Below are 25,792 nucleotides of genomic sequence, written 5' to 3'. Positions count from 1 at the left end.
CTGAGGGTTTTCCCGGACGTTCTCCTGGACGGTTCTCCCGGACGGGGAGGGTGTTCCCCGTGGACGGGAGGCGTTCCCTGCGGACCGCGGGAGGGCGGTCTCGTGCCCTCCCCCGCCCTCGTCAGCGGCCGCTCAGGCGGTTCGCCATGACCGCCACCCGGTCCGTCGCCGCCGTGTGGCCCGTGGACTCGCGGTGGTCCGCGCCCCTGAACGCCGCGTACATCGTCTGGACCCCCAGCCAGCGCAGTGGCTCCGGTTCCCACTTGCGGACCTTGTGGTTCACCCACGGGAGGGCCGTGAGGTCGGTCGGGCCCGACTGGCCCGAGTCCTCCTTGATGAGGTCGCGCAGGGTGCGGGCCGCGAGGTTGGCCGTGGCGACGCCCGAGCCGACGTAACCGCCCGCCCAGCCCAGGCCCGTCGAGCGGTCGAGGGTGACCGTGGCGCACCAGTCGCGGGGGACGCCGAGGACGCCGGACCAGGCGTGGTCCACCCGTACCCCCGCCAGCTGGGGGAAGAAGCGGACCAGGATGTCGCGGAGCGCCTCGATCGTCTGCGGCTGCGTGCGGCCGTCATTGTCCGTCTTCGAGCCGAAGCGGTACGGGACTCCCCGGCCGCCGAGCGCGATGCGGCCGTCGGCGGTCCGCTGGGCGTACATGTACGCGTGGGCCATGTCGCCGAGGGTCTCCCGGCCGTCCCAGCCGATGGACTCCCACTGGGCGTCGTCGAGCGGCTCGGTGGCGATCATCGAGGAGTTCATGGGGAGCCAGGTGCGGCGCTGGCCCGCGAGGGAGGCGGTGAAGCCCTCGGTGCAGCGCAGCACGTACGGGGCGCGGACCGTGCCGTACGGGGTGACGGCGTGCTTCGGCTTGATCTCGGTGACCGGCGTCGACTCGTGGATCGTGACGCCGAGCGACTCCACGGCGGCGGCGAGGCCCTTGACCAGCTTCACGGGGTGGAGGCGGGCGCCGTGCGGGGTCCAGGAGGAGCCGACGGCGCCGGTGACGCGGATGCGTTCGGCGGTCTCGCGGGCCCCGTACAGGGCGCGGTCGGTCTCGCCGAAGGCGATCTCGGCGGCGTGGAAGTCCTTCAGGCGGGCGAGCTGCGCGGGGGAGAGCGCCACTTCGAGGACGCCGCCCCGGTGGATGTCGGCGTCGATCTTCTCCTGCTCGCAGACGTCGACGACCTCGCCGACGGTGGCGTTCATGGCCTGCTGGAGGCGGACGGCGGCCTCGTGGCCGTGCTGCTTCGCGTAACGGTCGCGGCCGGCGATGCCGTTGTAGAGCCAGCCGCCGTTGCGTCCGGAGGCGCCGTATCCGCAGAACTTCGCCTCAAGAACGGTGATGTTGAGGAAGGGGACGGCCTTCTTGAGGTAGTAGGCGGTCCACAGGCCGGTGTAGCCGCCGCCGACGATGCAGACGTCGGCGGTGGTGTCGCCGGGGAGCGGTTCGCGGGGAGCGGGAGTGCCGTCCTGCGCGTACCAGAACGAGATGCCGCCGTTGACCGTACTCATGTGTATCCCTCTTCCGGGTGCGTGGGCGGGACGTTACCCGGGGGCTCGCTCCCCTGGATACGGGCCCCTACGGCCGCGCCCCGGGGCGCCCTTAGGCTCGGGGGATGATTCACGTACCCGGGGAGCTGGCGGCGTCGCAGGCGAGGTACAACGGGGAGGCCGGGAGGGCGTTCGTCGCCGGGCTGCCGGGGCTGGCCGGGGAGTTCCTCGGCCGGTGGGGGCTGCGGGTCACGGGCCCTTCGATGTACGGGGTCGCCTCCCTCGTCCTGCCCGTCGAGCGGGTCGCGGACGGCACGCCCGCCGCACTGAAGATGCAGCTCCTCGACGAGGAGACGGAGGGTGAGCCGGCCGCCCTGCGCGCCTGGGAGGGGGACGGCGCAGTGCGGCTCCTCGATGACGACCGGCGGACCGGGACGATGCTTCTTGAACGGCTCGACGAGACCCGGCCGCTGACGTCCCTCACCGGCACCAGGGAGGCGACGGGCATCGTCGCGGGGCTGCTCGCGCGGCTGACGGCCGTCCCCGCGCCGGACGGGCTGCGGAGCCTCGGCGACATCGCGGCCCGGATGCTCGCCGAGGTCCCGGACGCGGTCGTGCGCCTCGGCGCGGAGGACGCGGCACTGCTGCGGGACTGCGCGGCGTCGGTACGGGAAGTGGCCGGCGACCCCGGGGACCGGCTGCTGCACTGGGACCTGCACCTCGGGAACGTCCTCGCGGGCGGCCGCGAGCCATGGCTGGCGATCGACCCGAAGCCGCTCTCGGGAGACCCCGGCTTCGAGCTGCTGCCGGCGCTGGTGGACCGCTTCGACCCGGACGAGGTTCTGTGGCGGTTCGACCTGCTCGCCGAGGTCGTCGGCGACCGGCGGCGCGCGGTGGCGTGGACGCTGGGCCGGGTCCTGCAGAACGGCCTCTGGGACGTGGCGGACGGTGAACCGCGCCTCGACGACGAGCAGGTGGCGGTCGGCCGGATCCTGCTGAAGGGCAGGGCGTGAAGCGGCCGGCCCGGGAGCCGGCGGGGCAGGGGTGGCCGGTGCGGCGGATCTCGCTCGCCAGGAAGGGGTTCCTCCCGGCAGGCTGGGGCCCATGATCCGTACAGCCACTCCCGCCGACGTCCCCGTCATCCACGCCATGATCCGCGACCTCGCCGAGTACGAGAAGGCCCTCCACGAGGTCCGTACGACCCCCGAGCAGCTCCACGAGGCCCTCTTCGGCGACCGGCCCGCCGCCTTCGCGCACCTCGCCACGGACGAGTCGGGCGAGGCCGTCGGCTTCGCGCTCTGGTTCCTCAACTTCTCGACCTGGCGAGGGGTGCACGGCATCTACCTGGAGGACCTGTACGTCCGTCCGGAGGCCCGGGGCGGCGGTCACGGCAAGGCGCTGCTGCGCGAACTGGCCCGGATCTGCGGGGAACGCGGCTACGAGCGTCTGGAGTGGTCCGTACTCGACTGGAACGAGCCGTCCATCGCCTTCTACGAGTCCCTCGGCGCCCGCCCGCAGGACGAGTGGACGGTCTACCGCCTGACGGACGGGGCGCTGGCGGAGCTCGGCGGGGGCGGGGTGTAGGAAGGTCGCATGGATACGGACATGGACAGGGGTACGGGCGTGGATTCAGGCATCGAGCAGCGGTTCCAGCGGATCACGGCCTTCATCGAGGCGCGGCTGACCCCGCTCTTCGACCCGGCGAACGGGAGTGACCACGGGTTCGGGATGGACGACACCTCCCGGGCCCTGCGTGCCACGCGCTACACCGTGCAGGCCGCCTCGGCCGTCAACGGCCTTGTGGAGAAGCGGGAGTCGGCGCCGGAGCTGCGGCAGGTCGTGGACCAGGCGCTCGAACAGAACTGGGACGTGCTGCGTTCCATCGCCCGGATGTGGGAGGACCACCCCGACTTCCTGAAGGAGTTCAAGGCGCACTCCTGGGACGTGGTCGGGGTCTGACCGGCCCCGGTCCCGTCTCAGGGCACCAGGACGACCTTGCCCGTCGTGCCCCTGGTCTCCAGGGCGCGGTGGGCGGCCGCCGCCTCCGCGAGGGGGAAGCGGTGGACCGCCGGGCGGAGGGTGCCGGTGGTCGCCGCTTCCAGGGCGGCGAGTTCGAGGTTGCGGATGTCGCCGCCCGCCTTCTGGATCATGACGGGTCCGAGGACGGACTCCGAGGTGATGCCGCGGGCGGCGAGCTCCTCCGGTGTGAAGGTGAGCGGTTCGCCGTCGTGGAGACCGGCGCCGGACCAGCCGAAGACGAGGTGCCGGCCGCCCTCGCCGAGGAGGCCGACGGCGGTACGGCCGGTGTCGCCGCCGACCGAGTCGAAGACGACGGTGGCGGTGCGTCCGCCCAGGTACGCGCGGACCTTGTCGGCCCAGTCGGGCTCCTTGTAGTCGACGGCGAGATCGGCGCCGTTCGCCTGGACGAGGGCGACTTTCGCGGGGCCGCCGGCGAGGCCGATGACGGTGGCGCCGGCGTTCTTGGCGTACTGCACGAGCAGGGTGCCGATGCCGCCGGCGGCGGCGGGGACGATCGCGATCGAGTCGGGGCCCAGGTCGGTGAACCGCAGGATGCCCAGGGTGGTGCGGCCCGTGCCGATCATGGCGACGGCCTCCGCCTCGCCCAGGTGGTCGGGCAGGGCGTGGAGGCGGGCGGCGTCGGTGACGGCGAGTTCGGCGTATCCGCCGGGGGCCATGCCGAGGTGGGCGACGACCCGCCGGCCGAGCCACGCCGGGTCGGTGCCCTCGCCGAGGGCGTCGACGGTGCCGGCGACCTCGCGGCCGGGGACGGTGGGGAGGGTGGCGGGCGCCGGGAACGGGCCGGTCATCCCCTGGCGGAGGGCGGTGTCGAGGAGGTGCACGCCGGCCGCCGCGACCCGGACGCGGACCTGGCCGGGGCCCGGTACGGGGTCGGGAGTCTCCTCGTACGTGAGGTTCTCGGCGGGGCCGAAGGTGTGGAGGCGGATGGCGTGCATGACGGTTCCCCTGTCGTCGGTGGAGCGTGGGTGGCGGTGCCGGGGAAAGCCTCTGACCTCAAGCATGCTTGAGGTCAAGGGGGTGGCGGCCGAGGCCGGGGTGCTCCGCGCGCAGCGCCAGGGACACCGCCTCGACCGCGCTCGTGAACGACACCTCCGACAGCACGCCCGGCGCCGCCACCTGGTCGCCCACCAGATACACGCCGTCGCCCCGGTCGATGGCCGGGCGGTCGCGCCAGGTCGTGCCGGGCAGGTCGACCGCTCCCGTACGCCCCTGGGACACGGCCTCCCGCCGCCACACCGTCCGTTCGCGCCAGCCGGGGAAGCCGAGGTCGAGGAGGCGTTCGGCGTGGGCGACGCCGTCCGCCCTGCTCTCGTCAGGGCCGATGGGCAGCTGGGCCTGGATCAGCTGCTGTCCGGCCGGGGCGAGCGTCGGGTCCTGGGCCGTGAACCGTTCGATCCAGCCGGGCGCGTCCAGGTCGGAGATCACGAACGGGTCCCCCTTGCGGCCGCGCAGCGCCAGATCGAGCAGGACCGTGCGACCGCTCTCCCAGGTCAGCGACGGGTCGCCGAGGAGCCGGGCGGCGGCGGGCAGGGCGGTGGCGACGATCACCGGTCCTTCGCCGGCCGGGAGGCTGTCGACGCGCGACGAGGTCTCGATCCGTACGCCCGTCTCCCCCGCGCGCGCGACCATCCGCTCGATGAGCTGCCCCCAGCCGCCGCGTACGTACTGCGCCTCGGGAGGCAGGCCGGCGGACCGGTGCAGCCGTTCCTGCACGAAGCGGGCGGAGAGCGCGCCCGGGTCGTGGTGGAAGAGCGCGACCCCGGCGTACGAGGCGGCCTCGCGCGCCACCCGCGCGCCCGCGATCCCGGTGACCCAGGTGCGGAAGTCGAGGTCCACGGGGGCCGTTCCCGCGGTACGGAGGGACTGGCGGAGCATGCCGAGCGGCGGGGTGCGGCGCAGGGCGCCGGCGCGGTGGAAGCGGAACCGGAGGCCCTCGGCGGCGGGCAGCGGGGCGAGCGGGCCGAGGAGGCCGCGCTGCTTGAGCCAGGTCCAGTGGGGGCCGCCGGAGTAGATCGCGTGCGGGCCCTCGTTGGTGCGGTACGGGCCCTCGGCCGTGCGGGCCCGGCCGCCGGGGGTCCTGTGGGCCTCGTGCACGGTCACCTTCACGCCGGCCTCGGCGGCGGTGATGGCCGCGGTCAGTCCGGCGAAGCCGCCGCCGATGATCGTGAGCTTCCGCATGTCCGTCTCCCTCGTTCCGGGTGTGCCGAGGGTGCGACGGGCGGCGGGTGCGCGTTCGTGACATAGGGGGCGTTGTCAGTGGCGTACATCACGATGGGGGGTATGGCGACGACGCGAAATCGGAACGGGAAGACGAAGAGGGCGGCGGTGGCGGGGGCGCGGCGGCCGGAGGTGCGGCTTCCTCCCCTGGAGGCGTACGAGGGCGGGCTCGAGGCGGACGGGGACTACGACGGGCTCGGGCTGGCCGGGCTCGACCTGACCGGGCAGTCGGGGGAGGGGGCGCGGTTCCTGGACTGCGCGCTGAGCGACTGCCGGCTCGACGAGACGCGTCTGTCGGGGGCCCGGTTCCTGGACTCGGTGCTGACGGGCGTACGGGGGGTGGGGACCGTCCTGGCCGGGGCGCAGCTGCGGGACGTGGAGGTCGTGGACGCGCGGCTCGGCGGGACGCAGTTGCACGGGGCGGTTCTGGAGAGAGTCGTGGTGCGGGGAGGCAAGAGCGACTATCTGAACCTGCGGGCGGCGAAGCTGAAGGACGTCGTGTTCGAGGGGTGCGTGCTCAGCGAGCCCGACTTCGGGGGCGCGGTGCTCGAACGGGTGGAGTTCGTGGACTGCGTCCTGACGGGGGTCGACTTCAGCGGTGCGCGGCTCAAGGACGTGGACCTGCGGGGGGCGCGGCGCCTGGAGATCGAGCGGGGTGTGGAGTCGCTGGCGGGGGCCGTGATCTCGACGGCGCAGCTCCTCGACCTGGCGCCGGTGCTCGCGGCGCGGCTGGGGGTGCGGGTGGAGGAGTGACGCGCGTGGGGGCGGGCGTTACGGCAGGCGGGGGAAGCGGGCCTGGAGGGACCAGATGACCGGGTTGTCGGCGAGGCCCTCGTGCATGTCCGTGAGGTCGGCGATCAGGTCGTGCAGGAAGTCGCGGGCCTCGCGGCGCAGCACCTTGTGGTTGAAGGTGACCGGCGGCTCGTCGCCCGGCATCCAGTCGGCCTCGACGTCCACCCAGCCGAAGCGGCGCTCGAAGAGCATGCGGTCCGAGGACTCGGTGAAGTCGAGCTCCGCGTACTGCGGCTGGGAGGCGCGGTTGCCGCGCGGGTCCTGGTCGAGCTGCTCGACGATGTCGCACAGGGCCCACGCGAAGTCGAGGACCGGCACCCATCCCCAGGCTGTGGATACTTCGCGGTCCGTCTTGGTGTCGGCGAGGTACACGTCCCCGCAGAACAGGTCGTGACGCAGGGCGTGGACGTCCGCGTGGCGGTAGTCGGTCTGCGGCGGGTCGGGGAAGCGACGGGAGAGGGAGTAGCCGATGTCGAGCACGGAACCGATGGTGTCACGGCGCCAGGCCCGCCTCGTACGCGAGGATCACCAGCTGCACCCGGTCGCGTGCGTCCAGCTTGGTGAAGAGCCGTGCCACATGAGCCTTCGCCGTGGCGGCGCTGATGTGGAGCCGTTGCGCGATCTCACCGTTGGACAGGCCGCGGCCGACGAGGGCGAGTACCTCCCGCTCCCGCGCGGTGACCCCGGCGAGGGCGCGCGGCGGGAGGGAGGGCGGGCCGGGTTCGGGGCGGGCCGCGAACTCCTCGATCAGGCGGCGGGTGACGCCCGGCGCGATCAGGGCGTCACCGGCGGCCACCACCCGGATCGCCGCGAGGATGTCGTCCAGGGCCATGTCCTTGACCAGGAAGCCGCTCGCTCCGGAGCGGAGCGCGCCGTACACGTACTCGTCGTCGTCGAAGGTGGTGAGGATGAGGACCCGGGGCGCGCCGGGGCCCGCCGTGACGATCCGGGTGGCCTCGATGCCGTCCATGCCGGGCATCCGCACGTCCATCACGATCACGTCGGGCCGCAGGTCGCGTGCGAGCCGTACCGCCTCGGCACCCGTGCCCGCCTCGCCGACCACGGCGAGGTCGGGGCTGTCTGCCATCAGGACACGCAGCCCTGCCCGTACCAGCGGCTGGTCGTCGACGAGGAGGACGTGGACCCGGTCGCTCATGAGGTGGGGGTTCCTTCCTGGAGCGGGTGGGGCACCGGGACCGCCAGGGGCAGTTCGGCCGATACGTGGAAGCCGCCGCCCGGGCGGGGGCCCGCGGAGAAGCGGCCGCCGAGGAGCGCGGCCCGCTCGCTCATGCCGACGATGCCGTACCCGGTTCCGGTGGGGGAGCCGGCGGCTGCCGCGGTGGGCTTCCCCGGGCCGCCGTCGTCCTCGCCGTCGTCCGTGATCTCGACGAGCAGGGTGTCCTCGCCCCGGTCCACGGTCACCCGGCAGGCGGACGCGCCCGCATGGCGCACGACGTTGGTCAGCGACTCCTGGACGATCCGGTACGCGGCCAGGCCGACCTCCGGGGGCAGTGACCTGTCGGGGTCCCCGAGGCGCCGTACCTCGACCCGTACGCCCGCGTCCGCCGTCGACGCGGCGAGCCGGTCCAGGTCCGCGAGGCCCGGTGCCGGGTCTCGCGGGGCGGGCGCGTGCCCCGGGGCGTCCTGGGCGGAGGCCCGCAGGGCGCCCAGGGTGCGGCGCAGTCCGGCGAGGGTCTCCCGGCTGGTGGTCTCGATGGTGGCGAGTGCGTTCCGGGCCTCGGCGGGCTGGGTCTCGATGACCCGGCGGCCGACGCCCGCCTGGATGGCGATGACGCCGATGCTGTGCGCGATCACGTCGTGCAGCTCGCGGGCGATCCGCAGGCGTTCGGCGGTGACGGCCTCGGCGGCCGTCCGGGCGCGCAGCTCCGCCACGTGCGCGCGCCGCTCGCGGGAGGAATGACCGAGCAGCCCGGCGGTGAGCAGCGCGAGCGTCAGGGCGACGACCGTGGAGACGAAGACGTCCTGGCCGGAGGTCGTGTACAGCGCCGAACCGATCTGCACGGTGAGCGTCACCGCGGCGGCGGGCAGCACGGCTCTGAGCGGACGGTGGGCGGCCAGCCATCCGACGCAGGCGTCGGCGGCGAGGAGCGGAAGGTACAGCAGGTCGGCGGACGGCCGGGTCGTCGACGCGGCGAACAGGCCGGTGAGGAGCAGCCCGAGAGCCACCTCGGGCCTGCGCCGGACGAGGGGCAGCAGCAGGCCCACGCCGACGGCGGTGAGGAAGAGCCGCAGCTCGGTGGAGCGGTACGGTCCCGCCTGCACACCCGTGAAGAGAACGAAGGGGTGCGCGGCGGCCGCGCACCAGGCCAGGACCGCGGTGGCGCGCCCGACGGGCGGCCGGGCGGCCACGGGGGTGCCGGTCGGCGGGCCGGTGGTCGAAGGGGCGGTGGCTGACGGGCCGGTGGTGGCGGGCATGGGCCGAGCGTAGGCGTGGGGCGGACGGCCGGGCATCGGCCTCCGGGCGTACGCCCGCGGGCCACCGTCACCTGCTCGTTTGTCGCCGGCGGGCCGATGCCGGAGGGGGTGCCGTCCCGGCAGCGTGGGCCGGGTGATCGAAGTCCACGCATTGACGAAACGTTATGGCCGCGGCCGGAGCGGCCCGCCCGCCCCGGCGCGCACGGACCCCGGCCCCGGCCCCGACCCCGGCCGTCCCGACCCCGACCCCAACCCCGGCCGTCCCAACCCCGGCCATCCCGGCCCCGGCCGGCTCGCCGTCGACCGGCTCAGCTTCACCGTCCGGTCCGGGCGGGTGACCGGGTTTCTCGGCCCCAACGGGGCGGGGAAGTCCACGACCCTGCGACTGATCCTCGGGCTCGACGAGCCGACGTCCGGGAGCGCGACCGTCGGCGGGCTGCGGTTCCGTGAGCTGTCCCGGGGGCTGCGGCACGCCGGGGCGCTGCTCGACGCGCACGACGTGCACGGCGGCCGGACCGCCGAGGGACATCTGGCCGCGCTCGCCCGCACCAACGGCATCCCGCGCCGCCGGGTGGGCGAGGTCCTCGACGAGGTGGGTCTCGGCGAAGCGGCCCGCCGACGGATCGGCGGCTACTCCCTCGGCATGAAGCAGCGGCTCGGGATCGCCGCCGCCCTTCTCGGCGACCCGCCCGTGCTGCTCTTCGACGAGCCGGTCAACGGCCTGGACCCGGAGGGCGTGCTGTGGGCGCGCGGCCTGTTCCGGCGCCTCGCGGACGAAGGGCGCACGGTGTTCGTCTCCAGCCACCTGATGAGCGAGATGGAGCACACCGCCGACGACCTCGTGGTCATCGGCCAGGGCAGGCTGATAGCCGCCGAGAGCCTGTCGGAGTTCGCCGCGCGCGGCACCCGCCGCGGCGTGACCGTACGGACCGCCGAAGCGGCCGCGGGACCGGACCTCGCCGCAGCCCTGGTCCGCGCCGGGGCGGCCGTGAAGGCCTCGGAGGAGACGGACGGGTCGTTCACCGTGACCGGGATGACGGCGGACCGGATCGGGGTGCTCGCCTTCCGGCACGGCGCCCCGCTCGCCGAACTCGCCTCGCGCGGTTCGTCCTTGGAGGAGGCGTTCATGGAACTGACCGCCGACAGCGTCGAGTACCGGAAGAAGGGCGGGAACCGGTGAAGGCACGCTTCCGTGATCTCCTCGCCGGCGAGTGGATGAAGCTCTGGTCGCTGCGCTCCACGCCCTGGGCGTTCGGCGTCGGCGCGGTCGCCGCCCTCGGCATCAACCTCAACGCGGCCTTCGCCGACCACCGGAACTATCCGCGCTACTCCGAGGGCATCCGGGAGCTCTTCGTTCCCGTCTGGGCGATGCGGGACGCCTTCACGCTCGGCGGGGCCATGGTGTTCATGCTCGCGACCGGTGCCATCGGCGCGCTCGTGATCGTCGGCGAGTACGGCACCGGGCAGATCCGTACGACCTTCGCCGCCGTCCCCGACCGGCGGGCCGTGACGGCGGCGAAGACGCTGGTCCTGGCGGGCGTCATGGTCGTGTACGGGGCTCTCGTCGCCGGGGTGTCGTTCGCCGCCACCCAGGCGGTGCTGTCCGGCCGGGACGTGGGCATGTCGATCGGCTACCCGGGCGCCGCGGCGGCCGTCGCCGCCTCCGCGCTGCTCGCGCCCGTGTGCGCGCTCGTCGGCTTCGGGCTCGGGGCCCTGCTGCGGCACACGGCGACGACGATCGTCACCCTCACCGGCGTGCTGCTCCTGCTGCCCGCCCTTGTCGACGGCCGCGGCCGCTGGTCGGCGACGTTCCTGCACGCCCTGCCGCAGGGCGCGTGGAAGCGGCTCACGGAGGTGGGGGACTCACCGGTGCCGGTGGAGTACCCGTGGACGACGGGCGGGGCGTGGACGGTGTACGCGCTCTGGTCGCTCGGCGCGGTCGCGGTGGCCCTCGTCGCGGTCCACCGCCGGGACGTGTGAGGCCGTCGGGACGGGGGACCGGCAGCGGCCGCGGACCCGGGCGAGACAGGGTTCAGCGGCGGCCGTGGACCGCCCGGGCGACCCTGGGGCCGAGCCAGCGCTTGAGGCGGCGCAGCGGTTCCAGCTGTTCGGCGGCGCGGTCGATCCGGTAGTACAGCTGCGGCGGGACGTGGGGGAGCAGCGGCGAGTGGCGCTGGCCCAGGAGCGCGAACATCATGGCCGGCTCCAGGGACATGTAGCGGGGGAGGTTCTCGTACCACTGGGCGCTGTAGCGGGCCGCGCTCTGCGCGGAGACCAGTTCGGCGCGGCGCCGCTTCCCGTACGTGGTGAGGGCCGTGTCGAGGTCGGCGGACGAGCGCAGGGCGTCCGCGAGGCCGAGCGCGTCCTCCAGGGCCAGGGTGGTGCCCGCGCCGACCGAGTAGTGGGTGGTGTGGGCGGCGTCGCCGAGGAGGACCAGGTTGCCGCGGTGCCAGACCCGGTTGGTGAGGGTGCGGAAGGTGAGCCACTGGGCGGCGTCGTCGGCCTGCGACCGTCCGATGAGCTCGTGGCCGTCGAGGAGGTCGTGGAACAGCTTCTCCAGGAGGCGCAGGCTTTCGCCCTCGCCGCGGGTGTCCAGGCCGAGGCCCGTCCAGGTCTCCGGGGAGCACTCGACGACACAGGTGGAGCGCTCGCCGCTGAACCCGTAGGCATAGCACCAGATCCAGCCGTGCCCGGTCTCCTTGAAGGCGAAGCTGAAGGAGTCGAAGACCTTGGTGGTGCCGAGCCAGATGTACGGGTTGCGGCCGGCGGTGACCTCGCTGCCGAAGTGGCCGGCGTGCGCCTCGCGGAGGACGCTGTGGACGCCGTCGGCGGCGACGACCAGGTCCGCGCCGGCCAGTTCGGGCGCGTCCGCGCCGGGGACGTCGTGCTCGAACTCGACCCGCACGCCGAGCTCCCCGGCCCGGTCGGCGAGCAGCGTGAGCATCCGCCGCCGCCCGATGCCGAAGCCGGCGTCGCCGCGGTGGACGGTCCGCTCGTCGCGGACGATCGCGACCCCGTCGGTCCAGGTGACGGAGGCCTCCGCGACGGCCGCCGCGGACTCGGGGTCGCCCGCGCGCAGCTTGTCGAGGAGGCCCGCCCAGTACGTGACGCCCCAGCCGTACGTGGAGCCCGCGGGGTTCCGCTCGTACACGGTGATGTCGTGGGCCGGGTCCTGCCGCTTCAGCAGGATCGAGAGGTAGAGGCCGGCGGGTCCGCCGCCGACGATCGCGAGCTTCACGTGCGCTCCCACTGAGAACCGTATGCATGACACAGTGCGGTCAGGCAGTAGCGCACAGTAGCAGCGGGGAGGGCTACGGCAGCAGACGGCGCTCCTTGGCGACCGCGACCGCGCCCGCGCGCGTGTCGACGCCGAGCTTCGCGTAGATGCGACCGAGGTGCGTCTTCACCGTCGCCTCGCTGATGAACAGGGCCCGGGCGATCTCGCGGTTGCCGAGGCCCCGCCCGAGCTGGCCGAGGATGTCCCGCTCCCGGTCGGTGAGGCTCGGCCCCGCCGCGCCCCGCATCCGGTCCATGACCCGGCTGGCGACCGGCGGCGAGAGGGCGGTGCGGCCCTGCGCGGCCGCGTGGATGGCGGCGAACAGCTCCTCGGGCCGCTCGGCCTTCAGGAGGTAGCCGGTGGCGCCCGCCTCGATCGCCCGGGTGATGTCGGCGTCCGTGTCGTACGTGGTGAGGACGAGGACGTGGACGCCGGTGGGCGCGATCCTGCGGGTCGCCTCCACACCGTCGATGCCCGCCCCGAGCTGGAGGTCCATCAGGACGACGTCGGGCTTCAGCTTCGCCGCCATGGCGACGGCCTCCTCACCGCTGCCGGCCTCGCCGACCACCTCGATGTCGGGGGTGCTGCCGAGCAGAGCGAGCAGGCCGGCGCGGACGACGACATGGTCGTCGCAGAGCAGGATCCGTACGGACATCAGGACTCCAGGGAGAGCGGGATCGCGGCCGAGAGCACCGTGCCCTCGCCCGGGACGGACTCGACGGTCAGGGTGCCGCCGAGCTGCTGGGCGCGCACCCGCATCGCGGGCAGTCCGTGGCCGCGTACCCCGCCGGGCTTCTCGACGGGGTCGAAGCCGCGGCCGTCGTCGGCGATGTCCAGGACCACCTGGTCGTCGAGGTACGTCAGCGTCAGGGCGGCGGAGTCCGCGGCGGCGTGCTCGCGGATGTTGGCGAGGGCGCCCTGCGCGATACGGAGCAGCGCCGACTGCACCCGTTCGGGCAGCGGCACCGCCGCGCCGTCGACGCGGAAGGCCGCCGACTCGCGGGTGGCGAGGCCGCGCAGGGCCTCTTCGAGGCCGCCGCCCTCGGCGAGGTCGGCGGGCGCGAGGTCATGCACGAAACGGCGGGCCTCGGCGAGGTTCCGTTCGGCGATGGACTCGGCGGTACGGACATGACGGCGGGCGGTCGCCGAGTCGCTGTCCCAGGTCCGGTCGGCCGCCTGGAGCAGCATCTGCTGGCTCGACAGGCCCTGCGCCAGGCTGTCGTGGATCTCCATGGAGAGCCGCTGGCGCTCGGCGAGGGTGCCCTCGCGGCGCTCGATCGCGGCCAGTTCGCGCCGGGTGCGGATCAGGTCGTCGATGAGGGCCCGCTGGCGGGCCGCCTGCCGGTCGGAGTACACGAAGACGCCGGTGGCGATGGCGGCGACGGCCGGCGGCGCGACGATCAGGTTCGGGTCCCAGCCGCCGTGCGCCAGCTGCACCTGCGCGAACACCACGAAGACGGTGAGCAGCGTGACCAGACCGAGCGCGGCGCGTGCCGGGAGGGTGCGCAGGCCCGTGTAGAAGAGCGGCACCGCGCACCAGGCGAAGCTGGGCGCGAGGACGACGAGGAGGATCCAGACCGCGACGACCGTGCTCAGCCAGGCGATCCGGCGGGGCGCGGCGCGGGTGCCGACGACGGGGCCGAGGAGGTAGAGGGAGGCGAGGGCGCCGGAGAGGGCGACGATCCAGGGGCTGCGGTCCTCCCAGGGGTGGCGGAGGAGGAAGCGGGCGAGGGAGGCGCCGAGGAGGAGGAAGAAGGCGATGTGCATGACCCGCGCGAGCCAGGGGGCGTCGGGGTCCTGCTCGGTGTCCGCCGGGCGGGCCGCGTTCCCGCCGTGCCGTCCGGGCTTCGTCGGCCGTGTCACGTTCCCACCTTCCTGACCCTCTGACCTGGGGATATCAGTCCATCCTGGCCCCGGGGGGCCACGACGGCATCAGCCGATCGGCTGACCCGGCCGTCCTCCAGTGTGCGCGAGGAGGACAGCCGGACCGTGGACCGGACGTCCCGGGTTCCGGCCACAGGATGGTTGCAGAGCGAGGGAGCGGCACCCCGCCCCGCCGCTCGGCCGACCTCCTCCCCACACCGCCTCTCACGTCACGGAGTTCCTCATGAAGAAGATCCTCTTCGGTGCCACCGCCGCCGCCGTCATCGCCGCCGGCACCTTCGGCGCGGTCTCCGCGAACGCCTCCGCCCCGGCCGCCGCCCCCGCCGCCGTGGTCCGCGCCGACGCCGGCAACGACAACCTCCAGCAGTCGACGCACCTGACGATCGAGGCCGCGACGAAGGCCGCGCAGGCGACCCTGGACGCCGCCGAGAAGGAGAACCAGCGCGTCTCCGTCGCCGTCGTCGACCGCAACGGCAACACCATCGTCACCCTCCGCGGCGACGGCGCCGGCCCGCAGTCCTACGAGTCGGCCGTCAAGAAGGCGTACACCGCCGTCTCCTGGAACGCCCCGACCTCCGAGCTCGTCAAGCGCCTCGCCAACGCCCCGACCCTCAAGGACATCCCCGGCACCCTCTTCCTCGGCGGCGGCGCCCCCGTCACCGCCAAGGGCGCCCCCATCGCCGGCATCGGCGTCGCCGGCGCCCCCTCCGGCGACCTCGACGAGAAGTTCGCCCAGGCCGGCGTCGCCTCCCTCGGCAACTGACCCGCCCGACCTCACAGCTGGTGATGGCGCCCGGACCCCCCGCCGGGCGCCATCGCCTTTTTCCGTATCCGCCCTGCTTAGGATCAGTACGTGAATCACAGCAGGCCCCGAGCGGCCGCGGCCCTGGCCGCCGCACTCACCGCCCTCGCGCTGCTCGCGGGCGGCTGCACCGGGGCCATCGGCGGCGTCCGGGGGACCCCCGGGGCCGCCGGACTGCGCGACCCCTACTTCCCGAAGCTCGGCAACGGCGGCTACGACGTGCGGCGGTACGCCCTGAACCTCGCCTACGACCCGGGCACCGGGCGGCTCGACGGCACCGCCGAGATCACCGCACGCGCCGACCAGGACCTCAGCGCCTTCAACCTGGACCTGGCCGGCCTCACGGTCGGCGGCGCGTCCGTCGACGGGAAGCCCGCCGCCTTCAACCGGGCGGGGAACGAGCTGACGCTCCGGCCGCACGAGGAACTCCGGGAGGGCGCGGAGTTCCGGGTCACCGTCACGTACGCCGGGGTGCCCGAGCCGGTCACCGACGCCGACGGCACGCGGGAGGGCTGGCTGCGCACCGACGACGGGGCCGTCGCGGTCGGCGAACCGGTGGGCTCCATGACCTGGTTCCCGGGCAACCACCACCCCTCCGACAAGGCCGCGTACGACATCACGCTGACCGTCCCGGCCGGTCTCGAAGCCGTCTCCAACGGGGTCAGGACCTCCCGCGGGACGGCGGCGGACGGCCGTGTCACCACTGTGTGGCGCGCGACCGAGCCGATGGCGAGCTATCTGGCGACGGTCGCGATCGGCCGGTACCGGACGGAGACGGCGACCGCCCTCGGCTCCGTGCCGGTCCTGACCGCCGCCGAGCCGTCGGTCGCGGCGGACAGCGCCGCCCTCCGCGACGAGATCCCGCAGATCCTCGCCCGGCAGGTCCGGCGCTTCGGCCCGTACCCCTTCTCGGCCGCCGGGGCGATCGTCACCGAGGACGGGACCCTCGGCTACGCCCTGGAGACCCAGACCCGGCCCGTCTTCCCCGCCGCCTCCTTCGACCGGACGACCCTCGTCCACGAGCTGGCCCACCAGTGGTTCGGCAACTCCGTCTCGCCCGCGACCTGGCGGGACCTGTGGCTGAACGAGGGGTTCGCGACGTACGCGGAGTGGCTGTACGCGGAGGAGTACGGACACGTGCCGGCGCGGACCAGCTTCGAGCGGGCGTTCGCCGAGGACGCCAACTGGGCCTTCCCGCCGGCCGCGCCGCCCACCGCGGAGAACCTCTTCGACCCGCCCGTGTACCAGCGGGGCGCGATGGTCCTCCACAAGCTGCGCGAGACCGTCGGGGACAAGGCCTTCGGCGAGATCCTGCGCGGCTGGCCCGCGAAGTACCGTCACGCCAACGCCTCCACGGCCGACTTCACCGCCTACGCGGAGACCGTGACCGGGAGGGACCTGGACGGGCTGTGGACGGTGTGGCTGTACGGCCGGGGGAGGCCGGACGGGCCGTAGGGGCCCGGGCCCTGCCGCCCTCGTGCCGCTCTCGTCCCAGGCGCCCGGGCCCTGCCGCTCTCGTCTCAGGAGCCCAGGCTCTTGCGCATGACCACGCACGGCCGGTTGTGGGCGCGGTCGCGGCGGCGGTCGGTCTCCTCGTACCCGAGGGAGGTCCAGAAGGCCAGCGCCTCCGGGTTGTTCTCCAGGACGGCGAGACGGAGGCCGGTGCGGCCCCCGGCGCGGAAGTGGTCCTCGACGTACGCGGCGAGGCGGCGGCCGTGACCCGCGCGCCGCTCGTCCCCGTGGACCATGAGCAGCCCGAGCCACGGCTCGGGCTCCGCGGGGTCGGGGTGGCTGCCGAGGGTCACGGCGACGGCGACGAGCCGGCCCTCGGAGCGGGCGAGGAGCACCTCGGCGGTGGGCTCGGCGAGTTCGTCGGCGAGGGAAGCCGCGACCTGCTCGGGCCGGATGTCGGACGGGTCCGGGAAGTCGCCGCTGAGCTGCTGGAACCGCTCGTCGGACGCGTAGAGCGCGGTGAGTTCGGTGAGCAGCGGGCCCGGCAGGGCCGCACCGCCCTCCAGGGCCTTGGGCGTAAGGGTTTCGACGATCACGCGGCAACGGTAGAGCCCCGGCCGGGATCCCGGCCGGGGCTCTGCCGTGTCGGCACGCGTGGACGTCAGAGGTTGACGCCGAAGTCGCGGGCGATGCCTTCGAGGCCCGAGGCGTAGCCCTGGCCGACGGCGCGGAACTTCCACTCGGCGCCGTTGCGGTAGAGCTCGCCGAAGACCATGGCGGTCTCGACGGCGGCGTCCTCGGAGAGGTCGTAGCGGGCGATCTCGGCGCCGCCGGCCTGGTTGAGGATGCGGATGTACGCGTTGCGCACCTGGCCGAAGTTCTGCGAGCGGGTCACCGCGTCGTAGATGGAGACCGGGAAGACGATCTTGTCGACGTTCGCCGGGAGGCCCGCGAGGTTGACGTTGATCTGCTCGTCGTCGCCGCCTCCCTCGCCGGTGCGGTTGTCACCGGTGTGGACGATGGTCTGGTCCGGCGTCGCCTTGTTGTTGAAGAAGACGAAGTGCGCGTCGGACGCGACCTTCCCGGCCGCGTCCACGCCGATCGCGGAGGCGTCGAGGTCGAAGTCGGTGCCGGTGGTCGTGCGGACGTCCCAGCCGAGGCCCACGGTGACAGCGGTGAGGCCCGGGGCCTCCTTGGTCAGAGAGACGTTGCCGCCCTTGGACAGGCTCACAGCCATGGAAAGTCCCTTTCATCGGGGTGTCGTCGCCTGGAGAAACGCACGCGCGGCTCCAGCGGTTCCCGGTCGAAAACAGGATGACTCCGATGGCCTCCTCCGGGGAACATGGAGGGCATGTCCGGTCCGTATCCCATCCGCGGCTCCGTCTCGCTCCCCGAGGCCGAGCTCCAGTGGCGTTTCTCGCGTTCGTCGGGCCCGGGCGGACAGCATGTGAACACCAGCGACTCACAGGTCGAGCTGCGCTTCGACGTGGCGGCCACGGAGTCGCTGCCCGAGGTGTGGAAGGCCCGTGCCCTGGAGCGCCTGGCCGGCCGCCTGGTCAACGGGGTGGTGTCGGTCCGCGCGTCGGAGCACCGCTCCCAGTGGCGCAACCGCGAGACGGCGGCGGTCCGTCTGGCCGCCCTCCTCGCCGAGGCGACGGCCCCGCCGCCGAAGCCCCGCAGGGCGACGAAGATCCCCCGCGGTATCAACGAGCGCAGGCTGCGGGAGAAGAAGCAGCGCTCCGAGACGAAGCGCACCCGCCGGTCCGGCGACTGGGGCTGAGCCGGGCCCGGCGGCCTTCAGGACAGGTTCCGGTACTTCCCCTGGTAGTACGTCAGCGGGCCGCCCTCCGCGGCCAGGGTGCCGACCGTCAGGACCCGGCCCACCACGAGCGTGTGGTCACCGGCCACGACGCGGCTCTCCGTCCGGCACTCCAGGGTCGCCAGCGCACCGCCCATCAGCGGGGCGCCGCTCTCCTCACCGCGGGTGTACGGCAGGTCGGCGAAGAGCAGCCGGTCGCTGACGCGGTTCTTCATCGCGAAGCGCCCGGCGATGTGCCGCTGGTTCTCGGAGAGGATCGACACCGCCCAGACGGGGACGTCGGTGAGCAGGTCGTCCATGCGGGAGCCGTTGCGCAGGCTCACCAGGACCAGGGGTGGTTCGAGGGAGACCGACACGAAGGCGGTGGCCGTCATGCCGACGTCCTCGCCGCGCGGGCCGTCGTCTGGGTCGTGCGCGGTCACGAGGACCACGCCCGCCGCGAGGCGGGACATGGCCGCCCGGAACTCGTCGTTGCTCACCCCCTCAGCATGAGGGATGGACAGATCGGACACGGGGGGCGAGGCGGGACTCTTCTGCAGCACACCCGCACGCTAGTCCGGCGGTTCCGCGTGCCGCATCGGGCCGGGGGACCAGCCGGTCACCCCCGTGGGTCCTAGGACCTGTCGTCACCCTCCCGGGAGGATTCGCGTGACCCGCCATGATCTCCTGTGACTTGAGTCACAGAGGCGAGTATTTGCTGACCCTGTGTACCGGCTACGCAGCTCGCTGTGATTCAGTGGCGGGGACAGTGCACACGAAGCCGATGAGAACCCTGGAGTTGCTGTCGAGGTCTCGGGGAGAGCGAGCGATGGAGACCGAGTCGGAGCCGTACGTCCGTCTCTCGACCCTGCGGCAGCTGCATCAGGTCGTGGCGGATCTCAACACTGCGCGCAGCCTGGCGGACACCCTGCAGACCGTCGCCGACGGTGTGGTCGCCGGTCTCAACTACGAGCTGGCCTGCGTCAACCTCGTACGCCCCGACGGTGACCTCGTCGTCGCCGCCTTCGCCGGAAGCTCCGCCGCCGAGGCCCTGATCACCGGCCGGGTCGGCTCCCGCGCCTCCTGGGAACGGCGCCTCGCCATGGCGGACGCCTGGGGCGACCTGCGGTTCATCTCGCACACCGAGGGCTGGGTGCTCATGGAGGACGACGTCCCCCAGTGGCACACCGACGGCCCCGCGCCCCGCTTCGAGGACGAGTGGCACCCGCACGACCGCCTCTACGCCCCGATGTACGCGTCCGGATCCGGGCGCGAGCTGCTCGGCGTCATATCCGTCGACCGCCCGCGCAACGGCCGGCACCCCGGCCCCTGGGGCCAGGAGGCGCTCCAGATGTACGCCTCCCAGTCCGCCATCGCCATCAGCAACGCACGGCTCCGCTCCAACATGCAGCGGGCCCTCGTCCGCCTGGAGCGGGAGCAGCAGGCCCTCCGCGCCAGCGAGGAGTCCTTCCGGCAGGCCTTCGAGTACGCGCCCTCCGGCATGGCCATCGCCGAGATGGGCGGCGACCAGCACGGCCGGCTGCTCCGTACCAACGACGCCCTGTGCCGGCTCCTCGGCCGGCCCGCCTCCGCCATGCGGCGCTACTCCTTCGCGGACCTCGTCCACCCCGAGGACATAGGGACCCTGCTCAGGACCTCCGCCGAGGGCGGCCGGGCCGAGCTGCGGCTCGGCCGGCGCGACGGCACCTATGTATGGGTCTCCCTCCGTAACTCGGTCGTCGCCGACACCGCCGACGGGCCCCGCTTCCTCCTCACCCACGTCGAGGACATCGAGGAGCGCAAGCGCCACGAGCTCCAGCTCGCCCACCGCGCCTCGCACGACGCCCTCACCGGCCTTCCGAACAGCGCCGAGCTGCGTTCCCGGCTCTCCGCCCGGATCTGCGAGCGCCCGGCGGCGCACGCCGCGGCCGAGCAGGCCGGCGGGTACGGTGGCGGCTACGGCTCCGGGCGGGACGGGGGCTACGACACCGCCGTCGCCGCCCACGCCGGTCAGGCCGGTCAGGCGGGGCACTCCGGCCACTCCGGCTACGAGGTGGCGTACGAGCACGAACACGAGCACGGCTTCGGTTTCGAGCCGGCGGCCGGTGCCGGTCCTTACGACCACCATGTCCACGCCGTCGCCCCGTCGAGCGCCGGCCTCGACGACGGCACCAAGGGACTCGCCGTCCTCTTCTGCGACCTCGACGGCTTCAAGTCGATCAACGACCGCTTCGGCCATCACACCGGCGACGCCGTCCTCATCGAGGTCGCCCGCAGACTCACCACCGGCGTGCGCGACGGGGACACCGTCGCCCGGCTCGGCGGTGACGAGTTCGTCGTCCTCGCCGACGGCCTCGGTGCGGCCGACGCCGCCGACCTGGCCGTACGCCTCCGCAACGCGATCATTCCGCCGATCCGGGTGGACGGCCGGGCGGTCCGTGTCGGCGCGAGTTTCGGCATCGGCTGGGCCGAATGCGGGATGACCGTGGAAGAGGTACTGAACTCCGCCGACCAGCGGATGTACGTGGAGAAACGCTCCCGCGCCAAGCTCCAGCGGCGTGCCGGCTGAGGCCCTCGACACTCCCCTGGCCGCTTCGGGCGCTGGTCCGTTCGGGGTAGGCTCGGCCGGTCGGCGACGGCTGGCGAGCATGGAGAGGAACCCGGATGGCTGCCGGTAACGACGGCGCGAACAAGCCCGAGAACGACGACCCGTTCGGCTACCTGTACGAGGACGGCCGGGCAGCGGGTGCCCAGCCCCCGCAGGGCGGCGGCTACGGCTACCCCGGCCCCGCGGCCCCTCAGCCCGGCGTGCCCCGGACCTCGTACAACCAGGTCAGAACGGTCGGCGACCGCCGCCAGTACGGCGGGCAGCCCCAGGGGCACCAGCAGCCCTACGTGCCGCCGCAGCAGCAGGGTCCGTACGGCCAGCCGCAGGCGCAGTACGCCGCGCCCGAGACCTACGGCGGCCCGCCGACCCGGCAGTCCCCGCCGCACCAGCAGCACGGCGGCTCCGGCCGCGGCCCCAACACCAAGGGGCTCCTGATCGGCGCGGTCGCGGTCGTGGCGGTCGTGGTGGTCGGCATCGCGGCGGCGGTGATCAGCAACGGCGGCGACAAGGACGACAAGGGCGGCCAGGCCGGTGGTGGTACGCCGTCGACCGCGCCGTCCCAGGTCTCCGAGGAGCCGAGCACCGCACCGAGCGCCGACGAGACCCCGGTCGAGCTCCCGAAGCAGGACGCGGCGACGCTGAAGCTGGGCGGCCCGGCGAGCCTCGACACGGCGATCAAGGGAGCGAAGGGCGCGGGCGGTGCCTATGTGACCTTCAACGGGGTGGGCGGCTCTGCCAGCTGGTCGATCGACGTGCCGGAAACCGGTGAGTACACGCTCCGCATCACGTACGGCGTGCCCGGCAAGGACGCCAAGACCTCGTTGACGGTCAACGGTGAGCAGCCCCGAGGGCTGAACATGTCCAACTTCGCGAAGGCCGCCGAGGGCGACTGGGAGAAGGGCTGGACGTACACGTACGCCTACGTGAACCTGAACAAGGGCGCCAACGCGCTCAAGATCTCCTGCGAGACGGGCGACACGTGCGAGGCGGTCCTTGACCAGGTCTACCTGGAGGCCGGCCACACCGGTAGGTGACCCGCAGCGGGTCTTTTGCCACGCTGACGGATTCCGTTCTCAGGCGCAGCAGAATTTGATTGGGGGTGGCGCGACCCGCGCCACCCCCGTCACATGCTTGTGTCAACTACCACTTAGTGCAGCTGTTCCGCCAGGTCCCATTGCTGTTGAAGCGGGCCACTTCAAGTCCGATATCGAAGAGCCCATTGGTGTGTGAGGCCGTGGTGTCCCAGGCGCTTGTCTTTCCGTTGCCCTGGGTGTTCTTGCGCCACGGCCAATAATGGATCTTTCCCCAGGTGTCCTTAGAGAGCAGGCGCACGCCGACGCTGTTCCCGTCGGCCTGGATGTCAGTCACGCTGAGCTTGAGATCAATGGTGGAACCAGGCCCCCAGTAGTTACTCCACGATATTTCACCGTAGGCGCCAGTCGTGCCACACCCGCTGCTACCGTAATCTATGCCCGCATGAGCCGACCCGGACATCGACACGGAAAGCGTGAACGCTGCGGCTATAACTCCCGTAGCGGTCATGAGATTTCTGCGCATGTAAAGTTTCCCCCACGTCGGATTGCGGAACCCTTTGATTCTTGTTTGCGTGTTCGATTGATGTCCAGGGGGACGTGAAGAATGGCTAGAAATCGCTCTGGGGATCACCCTGTTGCGGTGACCTTATCGAGCCAGAAAAGCAATGTCGGAATCGAGCAGTCCGGGAATTCTCATGCAGATTCGGGCTCTGCAATGACCTTCACGCGCGGCAGCAGCTCCTCGTAGGCCGTCGGGTCGAACTCGCCGGCCACGGGGGAGAGCACCGTCGCCGCCGACAGGGCGACCGCGCGGGCGAGTCGCTCCGGCCACGGTGTTCCGTCGGCCAGGCCCGAGAGCAGGGCCGCGACGACGGAGTCGCCCGCGCCCGTGGGGTTGCCCCGGACGGCGGCGGGCGGGGTCGCGCGCCACAGGCCGTCGGGGCCGGCGGCGAGCAGGCCCTCCGGGCCCAGCGAGGAGACGACCGTGCGCGCCCCCCGCCCCCGTGCCTCGCGGGTCGCGCGCAGTGGGTCGCGGGAGCCGGTGAGCCGGGCGAGTTCCTCGGCGTTGGGTTTGACCAGGTCCGGGCGGGCGGCGATGCCCCGCCGCAGGGGTTCGCCGCTGGTGTCGAGGAGGACGGGCACGGCGGCGGCGCGGGCGAGCCGGACGAGTTCCGCGTACGCCCCGACGTGGATGCCCGGCGGGAGGCTGCCGCAGAGGGCGACGGCCGTCGCGCCGTAGAGGAGCTCCGTGAAGCGGGTGCGGAAGGCGGCCCACTCGGCGGGGGTGACGGTCGGCCCGGGTTCGTCGAGCCGGGTGGTGTCGCCGCTCGCCGTGTCGGCGACCGCGACGGTGCGGCGGGTGGGGCCCGCGGTCTCGACGAGTTCGTCGCGGACGGCCGAGTGCTCCGCGAGTCGCTCCCGCAGCACGCTGCCCGTCGCGCCGCCCGCGAAGCCGGTGGCGACGGTCTCGTATCCGAGGGAGGCGAGGACGCGGGCCACGTTGAGCCCTTTGCCGCCGGGGCGTTCGATGACCTGGGTGACCCGGTGGGTGGTGTGCGGGGTGAGGGCGGGGACCCGATAGGTCAGGTCCAGTGCCGTGTTGAGGGTGACTGTGAGGATCACCTGTCCACCCCCGTACTCCGTACTCCGCGTGAAGTCCTGCGGAACGCATGCTCCGACGGGCACCGATCATGCCAAACGAAAGGCGGTTGGCCCAGACCCCCGGCCGACCGCCCTCGTCGCATGACTCCTGATCAGACGGCCGTCGCCGCCGTCGGATCGACGATCCACTCGCCCTTGCGCATGACGCCCCTGAGCTCGAACCCGGCATCGAGGACGACGATGTCGGCGTCCTTGCCCGGCTCGAGGGAGCCGACGCGGTCGTACACGCCGAGCAGCCGGGCGGGGTTGGCGGAGATGGCCTGGACGATCGCCTCGACGGGGAGCCCGTCGATGGTGGCGGCGCGCTTGAAGGCGCGGTCCAGGGTGAGGGTGGAGCCGGCGATGGAGCCGCCCTCGACGAGGCGGGCGACGCTGTCCTTCACCTCGACCTCCAGGGGGCCGAGCATGTAGCGGCCGTCGCCGAAGCCGGCGGCGTCCATGGCGTCGGTGATGAAGGCGACGCGCTCGGGGCCGGCGTGGTGGAAGGCGAGCTCCAGGGCGGCGGGGTGGAGGTGGGTGCCGTCGTTGATGAGCTCGACGGTGATCCGCTCGTCCTCCAGGAGGGCGGCGATGGGGCCGGGGGCGCGGTGGCCGAGGCCGGGCATCGCGTTGTAGAGGTGGGTGGCGACGGTGGCGCCCGCGTCGATGGCCTGGACGGTCTGCTCGTACGTCGCGTCGGTGTGGCCGATGGCGGCGATCACGCCGTGTTCGGCGAGCAGCCGTACGGAGTCGATGCCGCCGGGCAGCTCGGTGGCGAGGGTGACCATCTTGGCCTGGCCGCGGGCGGCGTCGATCAGCTTGCGGACCTCGGCCGGGTCGGGGTCGCGGAGGAGCGTCTCGTCGTGGGCGCCCTTGCGGCAGGGGGAGATGAACGGGCCCTCGAAGTGGAGGCCGGCGATCTCGCCCTGCTCGGCGAGCTCGGAGAGCAGCCCGGCGCGCTGGGTGAGGAAGTCCATCTCGCCGGTGACGAAGGAGGCGACGACGGTGGTGGTGCCGTGCAGGCGGTGGGTGTGGACGCCCTTGAGGACCTCGTCGACGGTGCCGGAGGTGAAGGAGGCACCGCCGCCGCCGTGGTTGTGCATGTCGACGAAGCCGGGGACGAGCCAGTGGCCGGTCAGGTCCAGGGTGGGGGAGCCCTCGGCGGAGGCTCCCGCGATGCGTCCGCCGTCGACGATCACGCGTCCGTTCTCGACGATTCCGGTGGGCAGCACGACGTGTGCGCCGGTGAGAACCTTGTGATCGGCCATCAGGCGGAAACCTCCGGGTCGGTGGGGTGCTGGTCGGCGAGCAGGTCCCAGGCGAGCAGGCCCGCGCCCAGGCATCCGGCGGTGTCCCCGAGGGCCGCCGGGACGATGGCGGGCAGCTTCTGGAACGTGACGCGCTCCTCCACCGCGGCCCGGAGTGGTGTGAACAAGGTTTCCCCCGCCTCGGCGAGTCCGCCACCGATGATGAGGGTGCGTGGGTCCAGCAGGGTGAGCGCGGTGACCAGGCCGTCGGCGAGGGCGTCGACGGCCTCCTGCCAGACGAAGGCGGCCGTGGCGTCGCCGGACGCGACGGCCTTGGCGCAGTCGGCCGCGTCGGCCTCCGGGTCGCCGCTGGCCTCGGCCCAGGCCTGGGAGACGGCGGAGGCGGAGGCGTACCGCTCCAGGCAGCCGCGCTGGCCGCAGCCGCACTCCGTACCGCCGGGGCGGACGACGATGTGGCCGATCTCGCCGGCGTAGCCGTGGGCGCCGGCCTCGATGCGGTCGCCGATGCCGATGGCGCCGGCGATGCCGGTGCCGAGGGGGACGAAGAGGAAGCGGTCGGCGCCGTTGCCCGCGCCGATGCGGCCTTCGGCGAGGCCGCCGGTGCGGACGTCGTGGCCGAGGGCGACGGGGATGCCGTCGAGGCGGTGGCTGAGGAGGGCGCGCAGGGGAACGTCGCGCCAGCCGAGGTTTGCGGCGTAGACGGCGATGCCGTTCTCGGCGTCGACGATGCCGGGGACGGCGACCCCGGCGGCCGCGGCGGGCTCTCCGTACCGCTCCTGGCCGAGGGTGCGGAGGTCCTCGGCGAAGCCGAGGATCGTCTCCACGACCGCCTCGGGGCCGCGGTCGCGTCCGGTGGCGCGGCGGGCCTCGTGGAGCAGGGTGCCGTCCGCCCCGACGAGGGCGGCCTTCATGCCGGTGCCGCCCACATCCAGGGCGATGACGTGTCTCACGGGGGACAGTGTGTCGCGCGGGGACCCAAAAGGTCTAGTCCACTGCCGAGGATTGTTGCGTACGGATACAAATTCGGAGCCCGTCATGGGGTCATGGTCCCGCC

General features: G+C 73.1%; 27 protein-coding genes. 11 read left to right on the top strand and 16 right to left on the bottom strand.

Annotation, left to right across the window (positions count from 1 at the left end):
• Positions 1–121: 121 nt before the first annotated feature.
• A complete protein-coding gene (locus ACFVYX_RS29375; protein WP_389684519.1) occupies positions 122–1,510 on the bottom strand; it encodes an NAD(P)/FAD-dependent oxidoreductase in 1,389 nt (462 codons plus the stop codon).
• A gap of 104 nt (positions 1,511–1,614) precedes the next feature.
• On the opposite strand from ACFVYX_RS29375, the gene ACFVYX_RS29370 reads away from it, so the two are divergent.
• From ACFVYX_RS29370 to ACFVYX_RS29360, 3 genes are all read left to right on the top strand, one after another.
• Positions 1,615–2,502 (top strand): aminoglycoside phosphotransferase family protein, encoded by an 888-nt coding sequence (locus ACFVYX_RS29370; RefSeq protein WP_389684518.1) that lies wholly within the window; start codon positions 1,615–1,617, stop codon positions 2,500–2,502.
• Between the two features lie 91 nt (positions 2,503–2,593).
• On the top strand, positions 2,594–3,073 hold the full coding sequence (locus ACFVYX_RS29365) for a GNAT family N-acetyltransferase (RefSeq protein WP_389684517.1): 480 nt from the start codon (positions 2,594–2,596) through the stop codon (positions 3,071–3,073).
• Positions 3,074–3,082: 9 nt separating this feature from the next.
• Positions 3,083–3,448: a hypothetical protein gene (locus tag ACFVYX_RS29360; RefSeq protein ID WP_389684516.1), complete on the top strand. Its 366-nt coding sequence runs from the start codon at positions 3,083–3,085 to the stop codon at positions 3,446–3,448.
• A gap of 17 nt (positions 3,449–3,465) precedes the next feature.
• On the opposite strand, the gene ACFVYX_RS29355 is transcribed toward ACFVYX_RS29360, so the two are convergent.
• Both ACFVYX_RS29355 and ACFVYX_RS29350 read right to left on the bottom strand, forming a co-directional pair.
• Positions 3,466–4,464 carry a zinc-binding dehydrogenase gene (locus ACFVYX_RS29355; protein ID WP_389684515.1) on the bottom strand — a complete coding sequence of 333 codons (999 nt, stop codon included), beginning with the start codon at positions 4,462–4,464 and terminating at the stop codon, positions 3,466–3,468.
• A 58-nt stretch (positions 4,465–4,522) separates the two neighbouring features.
• A complete protein-coding gene (locus ACFVYX_RS29350; RefSeq protein WP_389684514.1) occupies positions 4,523–5,707 on the bottom strand; it encodes a phytoene desaturase family protein in 1,185 nt (394 codons plus the stop codon).
• Between the two features lie 102 nt (positions 5,708–5,809).
• Here ACFVYX_RS29350 and ACFVYX_RS29345 point away from each other — a divergent pair, with 102 nt between their 5' ends.
• Positions 5,810–6,499 (top strand): pentapeptide repeat-containing protein, encoded by a 690-nt coding sequence (locus tag ACFVYX_RS29345; RefSeq protein WP_389684513.1) that lies wholly within the window; start codon positions 5,810–5,812, stop codon positions 6,497–6,499.
• 18 nt (positions 6,500–6,517) lie between these two features.
• Here ACFVYX_RS29345 and ACFVYX_RS29340 read toward each other — a convergent pair whose 3' ends face one another.
• The 3 genes from ACFVYX_RS29340 to ACFVYX_RS29330 are packed head-to-tail and all read right to left on the bottom strand — an operon-like array spanning position 6,518 to position 8,974.
• The gene (locus tag ACFVYX_RS29340) at positions 6,518–7,018 is read right to left on the bottom strand and encodes a hypothetical protein (protein ID WP_389684512.1); all 501 of its coding nucleotides are present in this window, start codon (positions 7,016–7,018) and stop codon (positions 6,518–6,520) included.
• A gap of 13 nt (positions 7,019–7,031) precedes the next feature.
• On the bottom strand, positions 7,032–7,694 hold the full coding sequence (locus ACFVYX_RS29335) for a response regulator (protein WP_389684511.1): 663 nt from the start codon (positions 7,692–7,694) through the stop codon (positions 7,032–7,034).
• Positions 7,691–8,974, bottom strand: coding sequence for a sensor histidine kinase (locus ACFVYX_RS29330; RefSeq protein WP_389684510.1), 1,284 nt, complete (start codon positions 8,972–8,974; stop codon positions 7,691–7,693). Before ACFVYX_RS29330 ends, ACFVYX_RS29335 begins: the two co-directional genes overlap by 4 nt.
• 151 nt (positions 8,975–9,125) lie before the next feature.
• On the opposite strand from ACFVYX_RS29330, the gene ACFVYX_RS29325 reads away from it, so the two are divergent.
• Both ACFVYX_RS29325 and ACFVYX_RS29320 read left to right on the top strand, forming a co-directional pair.
• Entirely contained in the window at positions 9,126–10,154 is a 1,029-nt protein-coding gene (locus ACFVYX_RS29325) for an ATP-binding cassette domain-containing protein (RefSeq protein ID WP_389684509.1), read from the top strand.
• Positions 10,151–10,954, top strand: coding sequence for an ABC transporter permease (locus tag ACFVYX_RS29320; RefSeq protein WP_389684508.1), 804 nt, complete (start codon positions 10,151–10,153; stop codon positions 10,952–10,954). Before ACFVYX_RS29325 ends, ACFVYX_RS29320 begins: the two co-directional genes overlap by 4 nt.
• 52 nt (positions 10,955–11,006) lie before the next feature.
• On the opposite strand, the gene ACFVYX_RS29315 is transcribed toward ACFVYX_RS29320, so the two are convergent.
• The 3 genes from ACFVYX_RS29315 to ACFVYX_RS29305 all read right to left on the bottom strand — a co-directional run bounded on the left by ACFVYX_RS29315 (position 11,007) and on the right by ACFVYX_RS29305 (position 14,114).
• Positions 11,007–12,212 (bottom strand): FAD-dependent monooxygenase, encoded by a 1,206-nt coding sequence (locus ACFVYX_RS29315; protein ID WP_389684507.1) that lies wholly within the window; start codon positions 12,210–12,212, stop codon positions 11,007–11,009.
• Between the two features lie 73 nt (positions 12,213–12,285).
• Positions 12,286–12,906: a response regulator transcription factor gene (locus ACFVYX_RS29310; RefSeq protein ID WP_056553350.1), complete on the bottom strand. Its 621-nt coding sequence runs from the start codon at positions 12,904–12,906 to the stop codon at positions 12,286–12,288.
• Positions 12,906–14,114, bottom strand: a complete 1,209-nt coding sequence (locus ACFVYX_RS29305; RefSeq protein ID WP_389684506.1) for a histidine kinase — start codon at positions 14,112–14,114, stop codon at positions 12,906–12,908. The genes ACFVYX_RS29310 and ACFVYX_RS29305 overlap by 1 nt, the downstream gene beginning before the upstream one ends.
• Positions 14,115–14,358: 244 nt before the next feature.
• Between ACFVYX_RS29305 and ACFVYX_RS29300 the strand changes: the two genes are divergently transcribed.
• Both ACFVYX_RS29300 and ACFVYX_RS29295 read left to right on the top strand, forming a co-directional pair.
• On the top strand, positions 14,359–14,898 hold the full coding sequence (locus ACFVYX_RS29300) for a heme-binding protein (protein WP_389684505.1): 540 nt from the start codon (positions 14,359–14,361) through the stop codon (positions 14,896–14,898).
• 90 nt (positions 14,899–14,988) lie between these two features.
• Positions 14,989–16,392, top strand: a complete 1,404-nt coding sequence (locus ACFVYX_RS29295; RefSeq protein ID WP_389684504.1) for a M1 family metallopeptidase — start codon at positions 14,989–14,991, stop codon at positions 16,390–16,392.
• Positions 16,393–16,457: 65 nt separating this feature from the next.
• On the opposite strand, the gene ACFVYX_RS29290 is transcribed toward ACFVYX_RS29295, so the two are convergent.
• The gene (locus ACFVYX_RS29290; RefSeq protein ID WP_389684503.1) at positions 16,458–16,985 is read right to left on the bottom strand and encodes a GNAT family N-acetyltransferase; all 528 of its coding nucleotides are present in this window, start codon (positions 16,983–16,985) and stop codon (positions 16,458–16,460) included.
• A 65-nt stretch (positions 16,986–17,050) separates the two neighbouring features.
• Positions 17,051–17,626, bottom strand: a complete 576-nt coding sequence (locus tag ACFVYX_RS29285) for a TerD family protein (protein WP_389684502.1) — start codon at positions 17,624–17,626, stop codon at positions 17,051–17,053.
• Positions 17,627–17,731: 105 nt separating this feature from the next.
• Here ACFVYX_RS29285 and arfB point away from each other — a divergent pair, with 105 nt between their 5' ends.
• Entirely contained in the window at positions 17,732–18,169 is a 438-nt protein-coding gene (gene arfB / locus ACFVYX_RS29280; RefSeq protein WP_389684501.1) for an alternative ribosome rescue aminoacyl-tRNA hydrolase ArfB, read from the top strand.
• A gap of 17 nt (positions 18,170–18,186) precedes the next feature.
• Here the strand turns inward: arfB and ACFVYX_RS29275 are convergent, their stop codons facing one another.
• Positions 18,187–18,750: a flavin reductase family protein gene (locus tag ACFVYX_RS29275; protein ID WP_389684500.1), complete on the bottom strand. Its 564-nt coding sequence runs from the start codon at positions 18,748–18,750 to the stop codon at positions 18,187–18,189.
• Between the two features lie 266 nt (positions 18,751–19,016).
• Here ACFVYX_RS29275 and cdgB point away from each other — a divergent pair, with 266 nt between their 5' ends.
• Positions 19,017–20,756, top strand: coding sequence for a diguanylate cyclase CdgB (cdgB, locus tag ACFVYX_RS29270; protein WP_389684499.1), 1,740 nt, complete (start codon positions 19,017–19,019; stop codon positions 20,754–20,756).
• A gap of 95 nt (positions 20,757–20,851) precedes the next feature.
• Complete coding sequence (locus tag ACFVYX_RS29265) at positions 20,852–21,829, top strand: carbohydrate-binding protein (RefSeq protein WP_389684498.1); 978 nt, start codon at positions 20,852–20,854, stop codon at positions 21,827–21,829.
• Between the two features lie 106 nt (positions 21,830–21,935).
• Here the strand turns inward: ACFVYX_RS29265 and ACFVYX_RS29260 are convergent, their stop codons facing one another.
• The 4 genes from ACFVYX_RS29260 to ACFVYX_RS29245 all read right to left on the bottom strand — a co-directional run bounded on the left by ACFVYX_RS29260 (position 21,936) and on the right by ACFVYX_RS29245 (position 25,688).
• Positions 21,936–22,163, bottom strand: coding sequence for a hypothetical protein (locus ACFVYX_RS29260; protein WP_389684497.1), 228 nt, complete (start codon positions 22,161–22,163; stop codon positions 21,936–21,938).
• 359 nt (positions 22,164–22,522) lie between these two features.
• The gene (locus ACFVYX_RS29255; RefSeq protein ID WP_389684496.1) at positions 22,523–23,452 is read right to left on the bottom strand and encodes a 1-phosphofructokinase family hexose kinase; all 930 of its coding nucleotides are present in this window, start codon (positions 23,450–23,452) and stop codon (positions 22,523–22,525) included.
• A gap of 131 nt (positions 23,453–23,583) precedes the next feature.
• Positions 23,584–24,738: an N-acetylglucosamine-6-phosphate deacetylase gene (gene nagA / locus ACFVYX_RS29250; RefSeq protein WP_389684495.1), complete on the bottom strand. Its 1,155-nt coding sequence runs from the start codon at positions 24,736–24,738 to the stop codon at positions 23,584–23,586.
• Entirely contained in the window at positions 24,738–25,688 is a 951-nt protein-coding gene (locus ACFVYX_RS29245; RefSeq protein WP_389684494.1) for an ROK family protein, read from the bottom strand. The genes nagA and ACFVYX_RS29245 overlap by 1 nt, the downstream gene beginning before the upstream one ends.
• Between the last annotated feature and the right edge of the window lie 104 nt (positions 25,689–25,792).

Origin of the sequence: Streptomyces sp. NPDC058326, assembly GCF_042879855.1 — a bacterium.
Lineage (GTDB): Bacteria > Actinomycetota > Actinomycetes > Streptomycetales > Streptomycetaceae > Streptomyces.
Note: the sequence above shows the minus strand (reverse complement) of the source record. Positions and strands in the feature narration are given on the sequence as shown.